Genomic DNA, 14,364 nt, shown 5'->3' on the forward strand with positions numbered 1-14,364 from the left:
TCGGTCAAATAAGAGAAACCGCTGCAAGTAAAGAAATACACTTGCAAGTACGCTCTATTCCCAAGAAGCTCCCACTTCAAGCGTGAAGAACCGCAAGGTTTAGCTAAGTGGCGAGTAGTTCACAAGAGAGTCGACTTCATATTGTAAAACTTTTTTCGCGTAGCGTAGTGATTGGTCATTACCAGAAGTACTGACGATGACATCGCTAAAAAATTGATCGACTTGCTGCCATTTCACAATGGAGATGCGTTCTAACATTAATTGTTGTTTAAGTGGTTTATAATCTTTACGTAGTTCGATTAATAATAATTCTGTATATGCTTTATAAATCGAACCCGTTTTTAGTTCTTCAATTTTTGGTAAGTTGTAATTAAGCGTACGAATGGCTAAATCATAGATGATGAGATTGTGGACAGCAGATTGTAGATTTGGTTTAATCATCAGTCGTCACATGGTGGATTTTTCGTACAGGAATTGCTTTTGTAATAAGTGCATCATCTATTAAAACTTCTTTTTGCGTAGCATTTAACGCAGTAATATAACCATGAATTTCAGTCCATCCACTTTCGTAAACATGAAGTGTGATGGGCTTTTTTGATTCGTAGGCAGCAGAGATTTCGTCATTTAATTCATCAAGTTGCCAAGGTTCTAAAGGTTGTGGCGCAGCAATGTCATTTGCCTGTCGCCAATCGCGCAGTTGCGCTACATGTTCGGGAAGCATCATAGCAGTCCATTTCATTGTGCCGCGATCTTTATACATACAAATTCCTCCTTATTTATGGTGTCCGCCAACAAGTTTTTCTCGATGCAAAGCAGTGCCAGCATCCGTATAAGAAATCGAGCGCAGTAATGCAGTTGAACCAAATCGGTCGCGAATTTTATCCATGACGGGGCCGAGCATTTGTCGGCGCTCTTTTTGCTCATCAAATAAGTCGAGTTGGATACTGTTTTGTGGCTCTAATTTTGTTACACGAATCGATAATTGGCGTGCTGGATCGGCTTCAAAAAATTTATGAAGCAGCTGCTTAATCGCTTGATAGACGACCATCGTTTCGTTCGTTGCTTCAGGTAAGGTGAATGAGCGATAAAAGGAAGATTTCATTGCGTTGCGACTATATGTCAGTCCAAGCGATACCGTACGACAGACGAATCCACCATTCCGCACACTTTTCATCACATCTTCGCACATCTCCAAAAGGACTGTTTCAATCTCTCTTTTTGTAGTGTAGTCCCGCATAAGCATTTGACCTTTGCCGAAGCTGATTTGACCATGTGAAATCGGTTCGCCGAGGTCAGAGTAGTCGATCCCATGGGCGTGATAATAAAGTTGAGCGCCCATAACACCGTATAATTTTTCGAGTTTTTTCACATCGGATTTTGCAAGATCTTCAACAGAGAAAATACCGAGATCATTTAAATTACTTTCCATACGGGAGCCAATTCCCCACATATTTGATAATGGTTTGATCGGCCAAAGTTTTGTTGGAAGATCTGCATAAGTCCATTTTGAAAAGCCGGTTTTCTTCGCATCATTATCTAAAGCGAGTTTTGCCATGAGCATATTAGGGCCCATGCCTACTGAACTTTTTATATGAAATTGTTGATAAATGGTATGTTGAATCAATTGGGCTACTTGCTCGGGAGGACCCCAAAGTTTTTCGGTGCCAGTTAGGTCAACAAAGGCTTCATCAACGCTATAAATATGCATTTGATCCTTCGGTACGAATTGTGCAATTAGGCGTGTAATATTCATCGACATTTGTAAAAAGAAATTCATTTTTGGTTCAAATAAGCGAATGGAGGGGTCATTTGGAATTTCAAATAACCGATTTCCTGTACGAATGTTGAAATTTTTTTCATAGCGGGACTAGCAGCTAATACGACGGATCCGCGTTGTTGAAAACTCCCGATGACGGCAATGGGGGTTTGCTCGACATCTAAATTGTGCAGAAGAGCCATGCAACTTGCATAGAAACACTTCATATCAATACAAATAATCGGACGGTTCGGTAAATTCTTCATGACCTATTCTCCCTTCTTTTATTCATTATAGGAACAAATGTTCTTCGGTGCAAGTTAAAAACGAACTAATGTTCTTATTTTGTCGCAAAAAAAGGAACAGCGCGAGGCTATTCCTGTTGTGACGTATGTTTTATAACTTCACAATTTTATCTTTTGTGAAGTAATAATCGTAGTCATCATTGTAAAACCAAATTTTATCGTATGTTAAACCTGAGTCATTGAAAACTTTTTGGGCTTTTTTTACTTCTGCTAAAAATTCATCTTTTGATAAATTCGATTTTAACTCATAGTTGCCTGTCGGTAGACCGAATGTTTTCGTTTGAAGCGACCATTTCGTATCTGAATTATCTTTTGAAATACTCATTTGTACATTATTTTGATGATCCGTTTTAGCGAAAGGTATATTTTTTTCCGTTAATTTTTCGAAGAAGTATGCTGAAGCTTGTTCAGAAAAATTAGCGCTTTTATCCATATCTACTAATGCTTCGGCACGTGAATCTAATACTATACTGTAGGGTTTCGTATAACCCATTACGACAGATGAAGTTGATTTATTACCATGATCGTCACGCGTTGTAACGTCAAAGCTGTAGTCACCTGAATACCAGTCGTGCTTACCACGAGAAAGGTCATAGTTTTTAATTTCAGGATAAGTTTGAGTCATATATTCTTTTGCTGCTTCACGTGCTTGATGTTTCGTATAAGGGTTACCGTTGACGTTAAAGTATAACCCGATTAAAACAATGCTAAGTACTGAAAAACCTATAATTCCAATTAATTTTCGTTTCATATTAATCTCTCCCAACAATCATGTTCCAAAATCTAGTGAGCGCGAATCCAATGGCGAAGAAAATAAGTAATGGTATTAAATAAACGAGCATGCCGAGTAATTCCATGAAGAAATCGTGAATTGACAGGGCTTCAAGTGCGGGTATGATCCCGATGAAAATGACCGAAGTAATCGTTGCGATGATAAGCGGCATCCAAATTGAACGGTAGTAGCCGTATAGCAATGCACCGAGAATCGGGTAGATTAAAATAAAGTGTAATCCTGATTCCAATTCGAAACTTGTATAGGCCGCACCTAATGCCATTAATAAAATTAAAATAGCTTGAGTAATAGATGATTTACGGAGCATTTTGCGTACCATATTCGGTGATTTTTTTACTTCTAAAGTTGGCAGTGGTTTGCCCATTGAAGCAACGATTTTGCGACAATCTTCGCAATGTGTAAGATGTTCTTCTACGAATTTTTTTGAATCTTCTTGAAGTAAATCTTCTTCATATAGAGGAAGTAAATCTTCAATGATTTTGCATTCTTTCATTCTAGCTCCTCCATTTCTGTTTGTAGTTTGCGCTTCAGTCGGTGGAATGTGACACGAGCATAGTTTTCACTTTTGCCGAGCATTTCACCAATTTCAGCAAAACTAAGTTCCGCATATGTGCGTAACAAAACGAGTTCACGATCTTCTTCGCGGAGTTTCGATAATACATATAGAAAAGATTTCATATCTTCTTTAATTTCGATTAAATGTTCCGTTGAGTGAACTTCCTCTATAGGGAGTGCTGATAACCGAGCGACTAAATTTTGTTCATAATGATTTTTTCGATAATATTTTTTAAGTAAATTATTCGCTATTGAAAATAACCATGTTTTTAATGTACTCGTTCCTGAAAAACTGCCGATACTTTTACAAGCTTCATAAAAAGTGTCTTGGCATAAATCTTGCGCCAACATTTGATTACCTGTTTTCGCATAGAAAAAAGCTTCCACTTGTGGCTGAACTTCTTCATACAATTGTTCAATCTGGATCATCAGCATCCTCCCTTCTTTGTTTGTCATAGTATTAATACCCTGAGTCGAAATTTCGTTACAAGAAAATGAAAAAACTTTTTAATTTTCTTTATAAACATTGATATGGCAACGTTTATAAGGAGTGGAAAATAGTAACTTCATAATAGCAAGTATAGGATAAATGAGATAATATAGAAATTAGTTGGAGGGATGAAGATGAAAAAGACTTTAATAGAAGAACAGAAAGATACGCTTCTTGAAACGTTGAAAACGCGTTTTGAGAAGAATATGGAACGTCATGAAGGTTTGGAATGGGCTGCGATACAAGAGCGCTTAGAAGCAGAACCTAGCAAGCTTTGGACATTAAATGAAATGGAAGCAACGGAAGGCGAGCCGGATGTTGTGAAGTATGATGCTGAAAAAGACGTCTATGTATTTTATGATTGTTCGAAAGAAAGTCCAAAAGGGCGTAGAAGTCTTTGTTATGACCGCGAAGCATTGGAAGGTCGTAAAAAACATCCACCTCGCAGTTCGGCAATGGATGTGGCGCAAGAAATGGGCGTTAACATGTTAACGGAAGAACAATATCGGGAATTACAACAGTTAGGTAACTTCGATTTGAAAACATCTACATGGATTGAAACACCTGAGAAAATTCGTAAATTAGGCGGAGCGATTTTCTGTGATTATCGTTTTGATCATTTATTTGTTTACCATAATGGAGCGGATTCTTACTATGGTTCACGTGGATTCAGAGGAAGTTTAGAAGTATAGAGGAGGAATTAGTATGATTAGTCGTTTAGGCCAAGTAATGTTATATGTAGAAAATCAACAAGTGGCGCTTGATTTTTGGACGGAGAAAATGGGCTTCAAAAAATTAATGGATGAAGATTTAGGTGGAGGTATGCGTGTTATTGAAATCGCACCAACAGCTGATTCAACAACGACATTAATGCTTCATAATAAAGCTCTAATTGCGGAAATGTCACCAGAATTAGATTTAGGAACACCATCTTTAATGTTCTACTCGGATCAACTAGAACAATTCCATGATGAATTGAAGGCAAAAGGTGTGACGGTAGGCGATTTAGTTGCGATGCCAACTGGTAAAGTGTTCAACTTTGCGGATGATGAAGGCAATTACTTCGCAGTATCAGAAAAATAATGAATGAAAAAGGATGAATCGCATAGGATTCATCCTTTTCTATAAGTTCACATTAATTTGCTTTCAATGAAACTTCTACGACTTTCTAAAAACGGCGGTAAATAAAGTGGTAAATCTTCAAAATTCGTAATATGAGCAGGAGCTTTAGTAAAGTGAGTTTGCTCAGTAGCAACTTCAATTAATAAGCTATTCGGCTCGCGATAATACAGTGATTTGAAAAATTCGCGATTTTTAATGCCTGAGTAATGGAAGTTAGTGTGTAAAATTTTCTTCTCCACTTGCAATAGATTGGTTTCATCTACAGCATTTAGCGCGATATGTTGGATCCCGCCAGAACCCATTTCTTCCAGATTACACAGACGGTCTTCCACAAGATGAAGTTGCTGATTGAATAATGCGCCTTCTTTTGAAAGAACTGTAATGACATGATTTTGATCTTCGAATTCATCCACAACTTGTAAACCGAATAAATCTTCGAATGAACGAGTAGAAGCCTGTGGATAACGAACGCGACAATGTACGGCATGAATCCCAAAAATCGCGTGTTCTTCAGGAATATCGGATTTTTTATATGGATAATACGATTCATCCACATTTTTTTGAACAGGCATTAGCCCGAGTAAGACACCATCTGAATCTTCAAAACGAAGAATTTTTGAATGGTGGTAATCTTCAATTTCACAATTGAAAACATCTGCTTCACGTAAGCGTTGTTCCCAGTACACGAGGGATTGCTCACTAGGCACAGCGAAAATCGTGCGTTCAAGTGAGTTTGTTCCATACTTTTTCGGTGCGCCAGATTTCATTTCAAAAACGCTGAATTCAGTACCAGGGCGACCTGTAGTATCCCCGAAGAAAAGGTGATACATTTCCATATCGTCTTGGTTGACCGTTTTTAATAGAAAATCAAGGCCGAGTAATTTATGATAAAATTCAAATGAAACTTTCGAATCTCTGTTAATGACAGAGACGTGATGGATGATTGGATGAGTCATTTTGCACAACCTTTAAATAAATTTTTGGAGTGATGTAATTGTGAATTATTTTAGCATAGCAGGAACAAAAAATGAAAAGATTGTTCTTTTTCATGGAACAGGTGGAAATGAATATAGCCTTTTACAAATTGCGGGTGATTTAGATCCAGAAGCAGCAATTACATCGTTTATTGGTGATGTTGGTGAAGGTGCGACGCGACGTTTTTTTGAACCGTTAGTGAATGGGCGATTGGACCGTACCGACTTCCATAACCGAGTGGATCAAATGATGGAACAGTGGAAGCAACTAGCATTACAAGATGCGACGATCATTAGTTATTCAAATGGCGCAAATTTCGTATTAGGGATGTTGGAAAAAGAACCGAATTTAGCGAAAAGAATTATTTTGATGCATCCAACGAACTTAAATTACGAGTTTGAGACAGGTAGTGACGTGGAAATAATAATTACAGCAGGTGCTTTAGATACAATGTCCATCGCAGGGGATACGATGAAATTGAAAAAACAACTAGAAGAGAAATTTCCACATACGTCTCTAAAATTATTTGATCAAGGGCATGAAGTAACGGATGCTGAAATTGATTATTTACAAAGTATTTTTTAAGTAAAATCTATTATTTGAATAAGGGGTGTGTTGTATGATTTTTTACGAGACAGAGTGTATGTTATGCAAGCAACAGTTCAAATTAGAAGAAGGCACGAAGAAATATAAAGAATACAAAGTGGACCGTAAGAAAAAGTTATGGTGTGATCCTTGTGAACGAAACGTTCTAGATCAGGCAAGAAAAGGTTTTCTGAGCCGATACTAGCAAGGAAGGGATGTGTTCAAATGATTTTCTATACGTCGGTCTGTATGGGGTGCAAGCAGGAGTTTAAGATTTTCGAAGGCACACAAAAGTACAAACAATATAAGCTAGACCATGATAAAAAATTCCTGTGCGATCTATGCGAAGGTAATGTCGTCGATCAAGCACGTAAAAATTTCTATTATAAAAATAGATAATGTGAAGCATTTCAGATCATCTCTGGAATGCTTTTTTATTGATATTTAATAGAAAAAAAGTGCATAATCACACTACAGAAACAGGAGGTAATGAAATGAATGCATTTGATAAATTAACTTTGAACAACGGTGTGACATTAAAAAATAAATTATGGGTAGCTCCAATGACGACTTACTCTGGGTATGATGATGGTAATGTGTCGGAAGAAGAGCTAGCTTATTATAAAGTACGTTCGGGTGGCGCGAGTCTTGTCATGACGGCTGTTGCTTACGTTTCAGAGAGTGGCAAAGGTTTCCACGGTCAGATTTCTGCTCACGATGATGCATTTATTCCGAGTTTGAAAAAAATGGCCGATACGATTAAAGCAGAAGGTGCAAAAGCGGTTTTACAAATATTCCATGCGGGTAATTTAAGCCCGGCTGACTTAGTGCCAGAAGTTGTTGGCGCATCACGAGTAACGGCTGCTGGTGAAGCGATTCCACGTGAATTAACAGAGATGGAAGTGAAACAAATCGTCCGTGATTTCTATGAGGCGACGAGAAGAGCGATTCAAGCTGGATTTGATGGCGTTGAGATTCATGGTGCGAACGGATATTTACTACAACAATTTTTCAGTAGTTATACTAATACGAGAACAGACCAATACGGAGCGGATCGTTTAGGCTTCATTTTAGAAGTGATCGAAGCGGTGAATAAAGCGAAGCAAAAATTCGCGCGTAAATCATTTATCGTCGGCTACCGATTCTCTCCAGAAGAACCGGAAGAAGAAGGAATCACATTAGATCAAACATTACAGTTAGTTGATGTATTAGCATCACAAGATTTGCAATACCTTCATATTTCACAAGGTCACTACAACTCGAAACCACGTAGATACAGCGGCGATGCTAAAACGCGAGTTGAAGCAATTCAACAAAAAATTGCCGGAAGATTACCATTGGTCAATGTAGGTGGGATTTTCACACGTGAAGATTTAACAGAAGCAGAACAATCTGGCGCAGATATTTTAGCTGTTGGCCGTGCATTGCTAATCGAACCGCGTTGGGTGGAGAAAATTCAAAATGGTGAACCTGTTGAAACGGAGTTAGATCCTGAAAATCTACAAGTATTACCAACGAACTTATTTGCAGTAATTCAAAGTAATCCAGGCTGGGTGCCGACGAAAGGTGTCGCTGAATAATGTCGTTCATGTATAAAAAGGAAGTTGAGCGGTTACAAAAAAAGTTAAACTATATGTCGCAAGATGGAATTTTTCATATTTTGAACGGTGAAAGTATGTACGAAGATTTTCAAAAAGAAGCTATTTTTGAAGAAGGGACGTTTTTTCCTTTCAATGAAGCAATGGCAGTTAACGAAGCAACAAAGCCACTTTTTGATGATCAATTTAAGAAAGTTCGAGCAGCAGGACATGGCGTGACGGTGCAACAATATACAGAAAAAGTGCTGCCCGTCATTCAATTTATTCGTGAAAAAAAGCCAGAAACAATCGTTCTCTGGTTTGGTGAAGATGTGTTTTGTCAGATGAATACCTTGACGATTCTCGCATTTTTAGAACAAGAAGAATATGCAGGGAAAGTGTATTTGCATCATTTTGATGAAGAGAAGTTCGCTGTGAATACAGTGGAAATTCAATTAGGTATGTATGCGAATCTATATGAATCCACATTAGTGCAGAAGAAAAAATCAGATTTACAGTGTGTAGCCGTTATGGAAGAAGCTGTGGATTTGTATTTTGAACTGCAGAGCGAAGCAAATCGTGTAACGCAGTTTATTAAAAATTATCCACATGTGGACAAAAATGAACTGACGAAAAAATTACTCGCAAATTTCAAAGAAGTTGGATATGGCGATACGCAATATTTAAAAATGATTGATGAAGTTCGCGCATAAAAATAAAATAACCGTCAATTCCATTAAGTTGGGATTGGCGGTTATTTTTCATAAAGCAAGTGCGTCATTATAAGTACCTCTTATTTTGTGTAAGATAAAATTGCGTTACTAAGGCCAGAAAGTTTTGCTGTAGCTGCCTCTTTATTATTGTATTCGAAAATACGGATGTCATGTACGTTATTGAAAATAGTTACTACCCACATATGTCATTCTCCATTCTAATTATTATTTGTGTTACAACAGATTGTTAATGTTATATAACAATGTCCTATATACATATAATACCCCATTTTTAGAAAAAGAAAAGGGTTTGCTCAATATTTCACAATCTGTTCATAAACAAAGCGTTTTCAAAAGAAAAACCGACATTTTATGAAAAATGTCGGTTTAAAAAAATTATAAGTTGTTTCGGTAGAGTTCTAATAGTTCATAACAGCGTGAAGAGGTAGTTGTATCTAAAGACATCGCGTAGGCAATCTCAGCAGCATAATCGCCAGGATAGTTATAGGCACTTTCAGCAGCGTGATCACGTTCTTTGATCCACTGACGTTGTCGATCACGCAATGCATTGAAGTCACTTGTTGATAAGTTCGCTTTTAATGTACCGTAAATTTCATTCAATAATTTATCCCATTGTTTATGGCTTTCATTAAAAGCTTTTAATGAAGGGCCGAAAGAATCTTGCGCTTCTCCATCTATTTCGAAAGCAACACGTGAATAATTTTCTTCCACCATCGCAGCTTTATTCATATAAGTCGCATAAGAGTTATTAATTTTCACTGGTTCAGAAGGCGCGTTATTTGTTTCTTGCTTTGGTGCAGGTGCAGGAGTAGTTGTTTGTGGAGCGGTTTGCTGAGCGACAGGTTTTTCTTTTTTCTCAGACTTCGCTAATTTTGATTGCGCATCTTTTTTCATCGCTGTAATTTCTTTTTGAATAGAAGATAGTAAGAAGTCATCCTTCATCACTTTGTCTGCTTTTTTTACAGCGATTTTGTATTCTTTTGCCTCGATTAAGTCTTTAATATTTGAAGCTTTTTCAAGTTGATCTACATATTTTTCAACATCAGAATCATCGGGTTTTTCTTGATGTGCAAGCTCAAAAGATGATAGTGCTTTACTTAAGTTGTGATCAGCTAATGCTAATTTACCTTGCTCCACAGCCTTCGTAAATGTGTTATTCGTTTCCTCTTCCTTCGTGTCACCATTACCACAAGCACCCAAAAGCGCTGCAGATAGTGCCATCGTTGCAATAAATTTTTTCAAAAGAGTTCCTCCTAATAAATGCTAATCATATAGTACCACTTAAGAGTGTAAAAAATACCTATATTTAGCGAAATAATAAATCCTTCCCAAAAATAAGTTCTAAAAATTGGCGAAAAGTGTAAAACCTTCTTTATAATGAACTTACTATAGGAGTGAGGGGTGTAGAAATGGAATTACGTTATCCAATTGGTCGCTTTGAATTACCAGAACAAATGACAGGTGCGCATTTAGTCGCTTGGATTTACGAGATTGAGGCGTTACCGCGTTTATTGAATCAGCTCGTAAAGGATTTGACAGAAGAACAGTTAGAGAAAACATATCGTCCAGATGGTTGGACTGTACGCCAAGTAATTCACCATATTGCAGATAGTCATATGAATAGTTATATTCGTATGAAATTGGCATTAACGGAATCAGAGCCGGTTATTAACACTTACGAAGAGAAGCTTTGGGCAGAATTACCGGATACTTTACTACCACCAGCTTCTTCACTTCAAATAATTGCAGGACTTCATCCGAGATGGGTGCATTTATTAAAAGCTTTGGATGACGAACAATTGCAAAGGGTTTTCGTCTTTCCTAATGGGCGGAAAATGTCGATTGAAAAAGCAGTCGGTTTATATGCTTGGCATGGCAATCATCATATCGCACATATTAAGCAAGCTTTAAGCCTATAAAAATGAACGAGCGATTTGTAAAACGACAAGTCGCTTTTTTTTCTGGATCGAATTGCGTTACAATAATAGGAAAGGGGTGGAGTTATGACAGATTTAGCTTTAATGAAAGTACATATTGATGTGTTGTATCAGAAAAATCATAAAGGTGCATTGACCGTCATCAATGAACCACCGTTCGAAACTGCTCCGACTGTAATGGTTGGTGCGACAAAAGAGGGGAAGGTCGTCTATTTTTCTGAGGAAGTAGATGATTTATTCAAAAAGAGGGTTCAACAAATCGTCGATGAATCAAAAGATGAGATGATTGCTCAAATCATTAATAAGATGACGCGACGAACGAATTTAAGTGAGTTTAATATGGGGCCTACTTATGTATTCCCGGAAATAAAAGAAATGTCACCAAAAGTTTTGCATATTAAAGAAGTGGATAAAGAAGTTTTAGCAGCTGATTTCCCTTTTGTAAAATCTGACTTTGAGGTGAAGGAGCCTTGTATGGTCGTGATGGCGCATGATCGAGTTGTATCGCTATGCTGTACGGCAAGACATAGTAATGAAGCAGCTGAAGCGAGTGTATTTACGAATGAAAATTATCGTGGAAAAGGCTATGGAGCAGCGGTTACACAGGCATGGGCAATGGCGATTCAACAACAGGGGAAGACGGCGCTTTACAGTACGACCTGGGATAATTTTGCCTCACAAGGTGTCGCGAAAAAGCTAGGTATGCGACAGTATGGTGTGGAGTTAGCGATTGAATAAACTAGAGGAGTGAGAGAGATGGAAATCCATTACGCAACAATTGAAGATTTAGAACAAGTAGTACCGTTATTTGAAGGTTATTTAAAGTTTTATGAGAAAAATTATGAATACGAAGCCATTCAAACTTTTATTAGTAAACGACTAAAAAACGACGATTCAATTATTCTACTAGCACTTCATAATGATGAGGCAATTGGTTTTGCGCAAATGTATCCAAGTTTCTCCTCGTTAGCTTTAAAAAGAAGTTATATTTTAAATGATTTATTCGTGAAGCCAGACCATCGTAACATAGGGGCAGCAGAGGCGCTTATGTTAGAGGCATTCGCATTTTGTGAACAGATGGGCGCAGCGAGTATTACATTGGAGACACATGAATCGAATGTGAGCGCACAAAAATTATACGAGAAAATCGGCATGGAAAGAGAAGTCGATTTCTATCATTATATGAAGGAAATAAAAAAATAGACTTCAAAGCCATGAGTATTTACATCTACTTATGGCTTTTTCATGTATAATACAAGCAAACGGAATAATAGGATGTTGGTACAAATGCGTGTCATTTGTTTAAAAGGGAAGAACGGTGAAAATCCGGCGCTGTCCCGCAACTGTAAGTGTGAGGCTACTCTTATATCCACTGTCGATTGAGATGGGAAGGAGAGCGTAGACGTTTTAGCACGAGCCAGGAGACCTGCCAACAACCCAGTACAGCCAAAAGCCTACGAGGATAGGAGGTGTTGAGTATGACGAATGAATTTCTTCAGCATGCTCATTGTACGATTGTAAATCTAGAGAGGGTTGCTCAGGAGCAATTCAATCGGATTTTGTCGTGCATTGAGAATCGATCATAACACCCTTCGCATAAGTGTGAGAGGGAGTTTTTTATGAGTGGAGGAAATTTAAATGGAACAATTAATGGATCATCAGTATGAAGAACAACTTAGAGAGAAAATTATGTTCATGCTAGCGTCAGGTCAAACCGTATCATTGAAAAATATTGCAGATGAAATGATTCACGAACACAACGAGCATTCACAATATATCCGAACTGCATACTATAAAGTGAAATCTGAATTAGTAGGTTAGTATAGACGAGGAGTGTCACATTCATTTGTGATACTCCTTTTATATTTATACAATTTAAAGTATTTTAATTGTAGGAATAGTCGAAAAATTCGACGAAATTAACTGATTTGAGTGAACAGTTTCTTTTATTTAACAATTTAGGTTGTATATCATTCGGAATACTGATAATATACTTTAATTACTATTTCAAAAAGACTATTAAAGTCGTAAAGGAGTGAAAGCATGAAAGCAAAAGTACCATTTTCTACATATGCCATCATCGGAACTATGTTATTCGGGATGTTCTTCGGTGCAGGAAATTTAATTTTCCCAATCGAACTTGGGCAAATGGCAGGAACGCAATTTTGGTTAGCGCTAGTAGGATTTTTAGTGACAGCAATTGGCTTACCTTTTATGGGGATTTTGGCAATCGGACTGTCTGGCAGTAATGGATTAAGAGATTTAGGGAATCGTGTCCACCCGTTATTCGGATTAATATTTTCTGTCGTATTATATTTAACAATCGGACCATTCTTTGCGATTCCAAGAACAGCTACCGTATCATTCACAGTTGGTGTAGAGCCGTTTTTAGAACCAGATCAAGTAAAATTATGGTTAGCAATTTTTAGTTTTGTCTTTTTCTTAGTTGTGTATTACTTCTCATTAAATCCAGCGAAAGTAATGGATTATATCGGCAAGTATTTAACACCAGCCTTTTTAGTTTTCCTCTTCCTATTAATAATTGTAAGTGTCTTAAATCCAATGGGAAGCTTCGAAAAACCGGTTGGTGAATATGTGAACCAAGCATTCATGAGTGGCTTCAAAGGTGGCTACAATACAATGGATGCACTTGCTTCACTAGCATTCGGAATCGTCGTAATCAATGCGATTAAGAGCCGTGGTATTACATCTACAAAAGATATCGCATTAGCTACTTGGAAATCAGGAATCTTTGCGATGGCATTGATGATGATTATTTACGGTTTCATCACATATATGGGTGGGACAAGTGTTGCAGCAGTAGGTACATTTGATAATGGTGGATTAATTTTCGCGGCAGTAGCGAAACATTTCTTCGGCTCATTCGGAGGTATTTTACTAGCGATCATCATTATTTTAGCTTGTTTAAAAACGAGTATTGGCCTAATTACAGCATGTAGCGAATTCTTCCATGAAGTACTACCGAAAATCAGTTATAAATGGTTCGTATTTATTTTAACTTTCGTATCATTTGCGATCGCGAATGTTGGTTTGAGTAATATTATTAAATTCGCAGTACCAGTGTTAATGTTCTTGTATCCACTAGCGATTGTACTGATTTTATTAACTTTATTCGCGCCATTATTTAAAGCGAGAAGAAGTGTTTATGCGACATCAATGTTCTTAACATTCTTCGTTAGTTTAATTGATGGATATAAAGCGTTAATTGCAGAAATTCCAGCAGCAACGATTGGATTTTTAGATTCAATTGAACAATTTTACGCAACGTATTTACCACTATATGAAATCGGTTTAGGGTGGATTGTACCAGCAGTAGTTGGAGCGGTGATTGGTTTAATTTATGCAATTCTAAAAAAATAGAAACAAATAAATATTCGTTTCGTCTAAATTGACGAGGTATTACTCCATAAAGGGTAATTCCTCGTCTTTTTTTCATCGATTTTCATTGCATGTAATGAGTGCCTATGTGAAAATTGATATAAACGAAGTAATCAATATTCAAAAAAGGTGGAAG

Annotated in this window: 18 protein-coding genes, 1 pseudogene and 1 riboswitch; of the genes and pseudogenes, 10 read left to right on the top strand and 9 right to left on the bottom strand. The window is 37.3% G+C overall.

Features of this window, described 5'->3' with window-relative positions; genetic code table 11:
• Window positions 1-99: 99 nt before the first annotated feature.
• The 6 genes and pseudogenes from DF281_RS12000 to DF281_RS12025 form a co-directional block, all read right to left on the bottom strand.
• Window positions 100-441, bottom strand: a complete 342-nt coding sequence (locus DF281_RS12000) for a YhjD family protein (RefSeq protein ID WP_109350503.1) — start codon at window positions 439-441, stop codon at window positions 100-102.
• A complete protein-coding gene (locus tag DF281_RS12005; RefSeq protein ID WP_109350504.1) occupies window positions 434-760 on the bottom strand; it encodes a YolD-like family protein in 327 nt (108 codons plus the stop codon). Before DF281_RS12005 ends, DF281_RS12000 begins: the two co-directional genes overlap by 8 nt.
• A 12-nt stretch (window positions 761-772) precedes the next feature.
• Window positions 773-2,022 (bottom strand): annotated as a pseudogene (locus DF281_RS12010) (Y-family DNA polymerase).
• A 130-nt stretch (window positions 2,023-2,152) separates the two neighbouring features.
• The gene (locus tag DF281_RS12015; protein WP_109350505.1) at window positions 2,153-2,812 is read right to left on the bottom strand and encodes a YfjL-like protein; all 660 of its coding nucleotides are present in this window, start codon (window positions 2,810-2,812) and stop codon (window positions 2,153-2,155) included.
• Between the two features lies 1 nt (window position 2,813).
• On the bottom strand, window positions 2,814-3,347 hold the full coding sequence (locus DF281_RS12020) for a zf-HC2 domain-containing protein (RefSeq protein WP_109350506.1): 534 nt from the start codon (window positions 3,345-3,347) through the stop codon (window positions 2,814-2,816).
• The gene (locus DF281_RS12025) at window positions 3,344-3,838 is read right to left on the bottom strand and encodes an RNA polymerase sigma factor (protein WP_166636139.1); all 495 of its coding nucleotides are present in this window, start codon (window positions 3,836-3,838) and stop codon (window positions 3,344-3,346) included. The genes DF281_RS12020 and DF281_RS12025 overlap by 4 nt, the downstream gene beginning before the upstream one ends.
• A gap of 189 nt (window positions 3,839-4,027) precedes the next feature.
• On the opposite strand from DF281_RS12025, the gene DF281_RS12030 reads away from it, so the two are divergent.
• Entirely contained in the window at window positions 4,028-4,591 is a 564-nt protein-coding gene (locus DF281_RS12030) for a DUF4256 domain-containing protein (protein WP_109350508.1), read from the top strand.
• Window positions 4,592-4,604: 13 nt separating this feature from the next.
• On the top strand, window positions 4,605-4,982 hold the full coding sequence (locus DF281_RS12035; RefSeq protein WP_109350509.1) for a VOC family protein: 378 nt from the start codon (window positions 4,605-4,607) through the stop codon (window positions 4,980-4,982).
• 47 nt (window positions 4,983-5,029) lie between these two features.
• Here the strand turns inward: DF281_RS12035 and DF281_RS12040 are convergent, their stop codons facing one another.
• Window positions 5,030-5,977: a VOC family protein gene (locus DF281_RS12040; protein WP_109350510.1), complete on the bottom strand. Its 948-nt coding sequence runs from the start codon at window positions 5,975-5,977 to the stop codon at window positions 5,030-5,032.
• A gap of 40 nt (window positions 5,978-6,017) precedes the next feature.
• Between DF281_RS12040 and DF281_RS12045 the strand changes: the two genes are divergently transcribed.
• From DF281_RS12045 to DF281_RS12065, 3 genes are all read left to right on the top strand, one after another.
• Window positions 6,018-6,581, top strand: coding sequence for an alpha/beta hydrolase (locus DF281_RS12045; protein WP_109350511.1), 564 nt, complete (start codon window positions 6,018-6,020; stop codon window positions 6,579-6,581).
• A 494-nt stretch (window positions 6,582-7,075) separates the two neighbouring features.
• The gene (locus DF281_RS12060; RefSeq protein ID WP_109350514.1) at window positions 7,076-8,161 is read left to right on the top strand and encodes an NADH-dependent flavin oxidoreductase; all 1,086 of its coding nucleotides are present in this window, start codon (window positions 7,076-7,078) and stop codon (window positions 8,159-8,161) included.
• On the top strand, window positions 8,161-8,871 hold the full coding sequence (locus DF281_RS12065; protein ID WP_109350515.1) for an AraC family transcriptional regulator: 711 nt from the start codon (window positions 8,161-8,163) through the stop codon (window positions 8,869-8,871). The genes DF281_RS12060 and DF281_RS12065 overlap by 1 nt, the downstream gene beginning before the upstream one ends.
• Before the next feature lie 80 nt (window positions 8,872-8,951).
• Here DF281_RS12065 and DF281_RS14970 read toward each other — a convergent pair whose 3' ends face one another.
• Together DF281_RS14970 and DF281_RS12070 are read right to left on the bottom strand one after the other, a co-directional pair.
• Window positions 8,952-9,074, bottom strand: coding sequence for a hypothetical protein (locus DF281_RS14970; RefSeq protein ID WP_256595775.1), 123 nt, complete (start codon window positions 9,072-9,074; stop codon window positions 8,952-8,954).
• 193 nt (window positions 9,075-9,267) lie between these two features.
• On the bottom strand, window positions 9,268-10,134 hold the full coding sequence (locus tag DF281_RS12070) for a lysozyme inhibitor LprI family protein (RefSeq protein ID WP_109350516.1): 867 nt from the start codon (window positions 10,132-10,134) through the stop codon (window positions 9,268-9,270).
• 167 nt (window positions 10,135-10,301) lie between these two features.
• Here DF281_RS12070 and DF281_RS12075 point away from each other — a divergent pair, with 167 nt between their 5' ends.
• The 5 genes from DF281_RS12075 to brnQ all read left to right on the top strand — a co-directional run bounded on the left by DF281_RS12075 (window position 10,302) and on the right by brnQ (window position 14,210).
• A complete protein-coding gene (locus DF281_RS12075) occupies window positions 10,302-10,811 on the top strand; it encodes a YfiT family bacillithiol transferase (protein ID WP_109350517.1) in 510 nt (169 codons plus the stop codon).
• 84 nt (window positions 10,812-10,895) lie between these two features.
• Window positions 10,896-11,567: a GNAT family N-acetyltransferase gene (locus tag DF281_RS12080; RefSeq protein ID WP_109350518.1), complete on the top strand. Its 672-nt coding sequence runs from the start codon at window positions 10,896-10,898 to the stop codon at window positions 11,565-11,567.
• A gap of 18 nt (window positions 11,568-11,585) precedes the next feature.
• Window positions 11,586-12,032: a GNAT family N-acetyltransferase gene (locus DF281_RS12085; RefSeq protein ID WP_109350519.1), complete on the top strand. Its 447-nt coding sequence runs from the start codon at window positions 11,586-11,588 to the stop codon at window positions 12,030-12,032.
• Window positions 12,033-12,091: 59 nt separating this feature from the next.
• A riboswitch (cobalamin riboswitch) is annotated at window positions 12,092-12,277 on the top strand.
• 190 nt (window positions 12,278-12,467) lie between these two features.
• Window positions 12,468-12,650, top strand: a complete 183-nt coding sequence (locus tag DF281_RS12090) for a hypothetical protein (RefSeq protein ID WP_109350520.1) — start codon at window positions 12,468-12,470, stop codon at window positions 12,648-12,650.
• A 222-nt stretch (window positions 12,651-12,872) separates the two neighbouring features.
• Window positions 12,873-14,210 carry a branched-chain amino acid transport system II carrier protein gene (gene brnQ, locus DF281_RS12095; protein WP_109350521.1) on the top strand — a complete coding sequence of 446 codons (1,338 nt, stop codon included), beginning with the start codon at window positions 12,873-12,875 and terminating at the stop codon, window positions 14,208-14,210.
• The last annotated feature ends 154 nt before the right edge of the window (window positions 14,211-14,364 follow it).

The sequence above is a fragment of the Kurthia zopfii genome, assembly GCF_003143955.1.
Classification (GTDB): Bacteria; Bacillota; Bacilli; order Bacillales_A; family Planococcaceae; genus Kurthia; species Kurthia zopfii.